Below are 4,216 nucleotides of genomic sequence, written 5' to 3'. Positions count from 1 at the left end.
GCGCCACCCGGCCGGCCGACGAGGAGCACCCCTTCGGCTACGGCCGGTCCCGCTACATCGCCGGCTTCCTCGTCGGAATCGTGCTGTTCAGCGTGGGCGGGCTGTTCTCGGTCTACGAGGGCGTGGAGAAGCTGCGCCACCCGCACCATCTGGACAACGGCGTGGTGGCGGTGGTCGTCCTGCTGGTGGCGATCGGCCTGGAGGCGTTCTCCTTCCGGACCGCGATCCACGAGACCCGGCAGGTCAAGGGGGACGCGTCATGGTGGGGCTTCATCCGCACGGCCCGCGCCCCCGAGCTGCCGGTGGTGCTCCTGGAGGACCTTGCCGCGCTGCTGGGCCTCCTGCTCGCCCTGGGCGGTGTGGGCCTGACCCTGCTGACCGACGACCCGATCTGGGACGGCGCGGGCACCCTCGCCATCGGGATCCTGCTGCTTGTGGTGGCCGTCATCGTCGCGCTGGAGACCCAGGCGATGCTGGTGGGGGAGGCGGCGACCCCGGCGACGGTCGCGGTCATCCGGGACGTCCTCGGGCGCTCCCCGCACATCACCGACGTCATCCACATCCGCACCCTGCACCTGGGGCCGGACGAGCTGCTCGTCGCGGCGAAGATCGTGCTGGACGTGGAGCTGACCGTACCCGCCGTCGCGGCTGTGATCAACGACGCCGAGACCCGGCTGCGCGCCGCGGTCCCCATCGCACACCGGATCTACCTGGAACCGGACCTCCTCCACCTACCGGTGGACCCGTCCGCCGTGAACGAGTCCGCCACGGCGCGGATCAGCACCCCACCAGGCCACTGACCAGCCCCGCGCCTCCCGTCGCGATCATGAGGACGAGTACGTAGGTGGCTGCTGTGGCAACCACCTGTTCCCTCGTTCTCGTGATCTGACAGCTCATGGGAGGGGCGGGGCGGTGCTGAGGAGGGTTTGGGCGATGAGCGCGGTGAGGGCGCCGGCGATGGTCAGGGCCAGCGGGAGGGTGCCGGCACGGGCGGTGTCGCCCGGGTCGGACGGGCGTGGGTCCGGGGCCAGCGCGGGCACCACCAGCCAGCAGTAGAACGGCAGCCAGGACCACTCCAGCGCCGTGGCGGCAAGCCCCGTCAGCACGCCGAAGAGGACCGCGGGGACCGCGCCGACCAGGAACGGCCAGCCGGGCGTGAGCCGGATCCGCCGGACCGCCCGGATGATCAACGGCCCGCACGCGACCAGCACGACCGCGAGCCCCACCGGCAGCCGGGTGAGCGACTCCGGAAGCGTCGCCGCGCCGGCCAGGCCGGCCCGCGCGGCCGTGTGGGCGGCCCCCTCGCGGGCCGCGGCCAGCCCGTCCGACCAGGAGAACCCCCACAGCGACAGCAACGACAACGGCACCAGGAAACAGCCGCCGGTGATCACGTTGAGCAGCGGCCGGCGGCGGACGAAGTACGTGGCGACGACCGTCGCGCCAAGCCAGGGCATCGCGTAGTCGAACAGCGTGGCCACGCCGAAGAACAGGCCGCACGCCACCGCCCACCACAGCCGCCGTCCCGGTTCGGAGCCGACGACCCCGAGCGTGACAAACGCGGCACCGACAGCCGCGGTCACCGCGTCCACCGACGCGACCGTCCACAGCGCCCAGGGCGCCAGCACCAGGACCGGGACGAGACGGCGGGCCGCGGCCTCGTGGCACAGCGACCGGACCGCGATCGCAACCAGGGGGACCGTGACCGCGCCCAGCGCCGTCAGGACGGCACCGAGGGCGGTCGGCGCGGTGATCCCCAGTTGGGCGAGCGCCCACACCAGCAGCGTCGGCCCGGGGGGGCGGGCCCGCGCGCCGTAGCCGTCGGCGCCGGTGTGCTCGGTGAACGTCCGCAGCAGGGCCGCCAGGTCGGCGTCGGCCGCGCCCAGGTCCGGCAGGTGCCCGTCGCTGGCCGTGGACGCGCCGACCGCGAGCACGTCGGCCGGGCCCGAGCGAGCGTTGCCCGCCGTCAGCGCCCCCAGGTGGGCGTTGCCCGCCGCCAGCGCCACGGCCCAGCCCAACGCGGCCACGTAGCCGGCGACGAGAAGCGGGATCCAACGCAGCCGGGTGTGGACGCCGCGCCAGGCCGCGATGACGACCACGGCCGCCACCGCCGGGGCGAGCAGGGATGCCGGGGAGACGTCGGGGCGTCGGTCCGCGGTGAACGGCAGTCCGCCGAACGTGGCCGGCAGCGGGTCCCATCCCTGGCCGGCGGCGGCACGCGCCAGCGCGGCCAGGCCCAGACAGCCGGCGATCGCGGCGATCCACAGCGCGATTTCCGCGGGCTGGGCGGAATCGGTGCCGGGGGACGGCCGGTCCCGCATGCGTTCCCGGATACCCGGCCGTCCGCTTTCACCCGTCCCGCTGCCCGACGGCGCGGTGGTGATCGGAACGTCGGCCACCTTCAGCGTGACCCGGGGACGCGGGCCGGGTGCGGCGCGGGAAGGACATGATCATATCGTTGTCGGTTCGCCGGGCGGATCCGGATTGCCGCGGGACGGATGGGCGGCGCGGAAGCGGCGCGTCGCCTGGTGCCGGTGGCGGCCGGGCGCATTTCCGGCGACGGGCACGCCGACTGGCAGGCCCGGTCCGCCGGCGTGATGACCACGTATGCACCGTAACCAGGCTGGCGGCTTGCTGTTCGACCGGTGCGTGAGAGGCCCGTCGGCGCTCATTCGGCGGTGTCCGGTGGATGGTGTTCGCGGNCAGACCGCGACCGCCCTCGTCGAAGACGCGGGCGCGGCGCAGGTGAGGTGCGGTGCTGCTGCTTCGTTGCTGCTCCGCTGCTGGTTCGGTGTGCCGTTCGGCGTTACGCGCCGAAGTTCCCGTCAGGGACGGTAGTGGCCAGAGAGTGCGAACGTTGTCATGATGTTGGTATGAACACGGTTTCTCGCTGACTGGTGGGGGAAATGGGTCGGAGCCGGTGCGTGGCTGTTGTTGTTCCCGTGGTGCCTGGAAGGGAAAGTCTTGACAGATCCGCCTGGGGGCATCGAGCTTGTGAAGGAGATCGTGTGATGGATCACATGCGCTTCGAGTGGCGCGTTCACCGCAACTGAGTGAAGATCGGTTCGCAGATCATCTATCACGGAGGGGGCCACATTGGCCGAGCTTAGGAAAGGAACCCGGATCACCGGCGCGGAGCGCGACAAGCTTGCATCAGAGCTTCGGAAGAAGTACGAGGCAGGGCAGAGCATCCGTCTTCTCGCCGAGTCGTCGGGCCGTTCGTACGGGTTCGTTCACCGCATCCTCTCGGAGTCCGGCACGACCCTGCGGGGTCGCGGCGGTGCCACCCGGGGCAGCAAGAAGAAGAGCGCCTGATCATGTCGGTGCCGGCCGTCGCCGACCAGGCGGCGGTCGGTCTGGCGCTGGCGATCGACGGTCCGAGGGCGACCATCGCCGTCGATCGTCAGGATCACGCCACCGTGCATGTACCAACCGCACACATACCAGTCACGTACGCGCCAACCGTGCATGAACCAGGTGCGCATGAACCAACCGCGGATGAACCAGGTGCGCACGAACCAGGTGCGCACGTATCCGGCCCGTCCGCCGCGCTGCCCGCTGTGCTGGCCGGTATCGGACGCTCCCTGCCCGGCAGCGTCCGACTGGTGATCCTTCGGATCACCGGTGTCTCGTCGCCGCCCACCGGTGGTCGCCGCGTAGCGGCCGGGGAGCGGTTGACGGGTGATCAACCGATTGGCGGCCGCTCGCTCGGCGGTCAGCCGGCTGGCGATCAACCGGTTGGCGGCCGACCGCTCGCGGAGCGGCTGGCCGACGGCGGGCTCACGGGCCGGCAGTCCGACGGTGGGACGGCCGCGAGATGGCCGGCCGCGGGCGACGTGGCATTCCAGGCGCCCCATGAGGCGTCCCACGAGGTACTCCATGACCACGGGGCATTCCATGACATGGGGACGGCTGCTGGCTGGCAGTCCGCGCTCGGCTGGCTGTCGCGTCCCGACCTGTTCAGCGTCGCGGTCGTCAGCGGGTACGCCGTCGACGCCCTGCACCTCGCGCTCGCCTGCGACCTACGGGTTGCCCGTGACGACGCGTACCTGTCCTTCGGCGACGTCCGCCATGGCCGCATTCCGGCGCTCGGGGTTTCCCGGGTGCTGGTCGACCTGGTCGGCTACAGCCGTGCGCTGGACCTGTGTGTGACCGGGCGTGTTCTTTCCGGCGCTCAGGCCCAGGCGGTGGGGCTGGTGGACCGGCTGGCCGCCCCCGC

4 protein-coding genes and 1 pseudogene (1 of these 5 running past the window's edge) are annotated in these 4,216 nt (G+C 71.9%); 3 read left to right on the top strand and 2 right to left on the bottom strand.

Going from position 1 to position 4,216, the window contains the following annotated elements; translation table 11 throughout:
* A pseudogene (locus FrCorBMG51_RS07560) lies at positions 1–800 on the top strand (cation diffusion facilitator family transporter) (it extends 200 nt beyond the left edge of the window).
* 93 nt (positions 801–893) lie between these two features.
* Here the strand turns inward: FrCorBMG51_RS07560 and FrCorBMG51_RS07555 are convergent.
* Positions 894–2,396 (bottom strand): hypothetical protein, encoded by a 1,503-nt coding sequence (locus FrCorBMG51_RS07555; protein WP_052914455.1) that lies wholly within the window; start codon positions 2,394–2,396, stop codon positions 894–896.
* A 697-nt stretch (positions 2,397–3,093) separates the two neighbouring features.
* On the opposite strand from FrCorBMG51_RS07555, the gene FrCorBMG51_RS26445 reads away from it, so the two are divergent.
* Complete coding sequence (locus FrCorBMG51_RS26445) at positions 3,094–3,312, top strand: helix-turn-helix domain-containing protein (RefSeq protein WP_013873150.1); 219 nt, start codon at positions 3,094–3,096, stop codon at positions 3,310–3,312.
* Here FrCorBMG51_RS26445 and FrCorBMG51_RS30800 read toward each other — a convergent pair.
* On the bottom strand, positions 3,231–3,866 hold the full coding sequence (locus tag FrCorBMG51_RS30800) for a hypothetical protein (protein ID WP_235433431.1): 636 nt from the start codon (positions 3,864–3,866) through the stop codon (positions 3,231–3,233). The genes FrCorBMG51_RS26445 and FrCorBMG51_RS30800 overlap by 82 nt on opposite strands.
* A gap of 33 nt (positions 3,867–3,899) precedes the next feature.
* Between FrCorBMG51_RS30800 and FrCorBMG51_RS30795 the strand changes: the two genes are divergently transcribed.
* The coding region (locus FrCorBMG51_RS30795; RefSeq protein WP_235433426.1) for an enoyl-CoA hydratase/isomerase family protein at positions 3,900–4,216 on the top strand (317 nt) is incomplete at its 3' end.

It is taken from the genome of Protofrankia coriariae, from assembly GCF_001017755.1.
GTDB classification, from domain to species: domain Bacteria; phylum Actinomycetota; class Actinomycetes; order Frankiales; family Frankiaceae; genus Protofrankia; species Protofrankia coriariae.
This window is presented reverse-complemented; position numbering and strand designations above follow the sequence as displayed.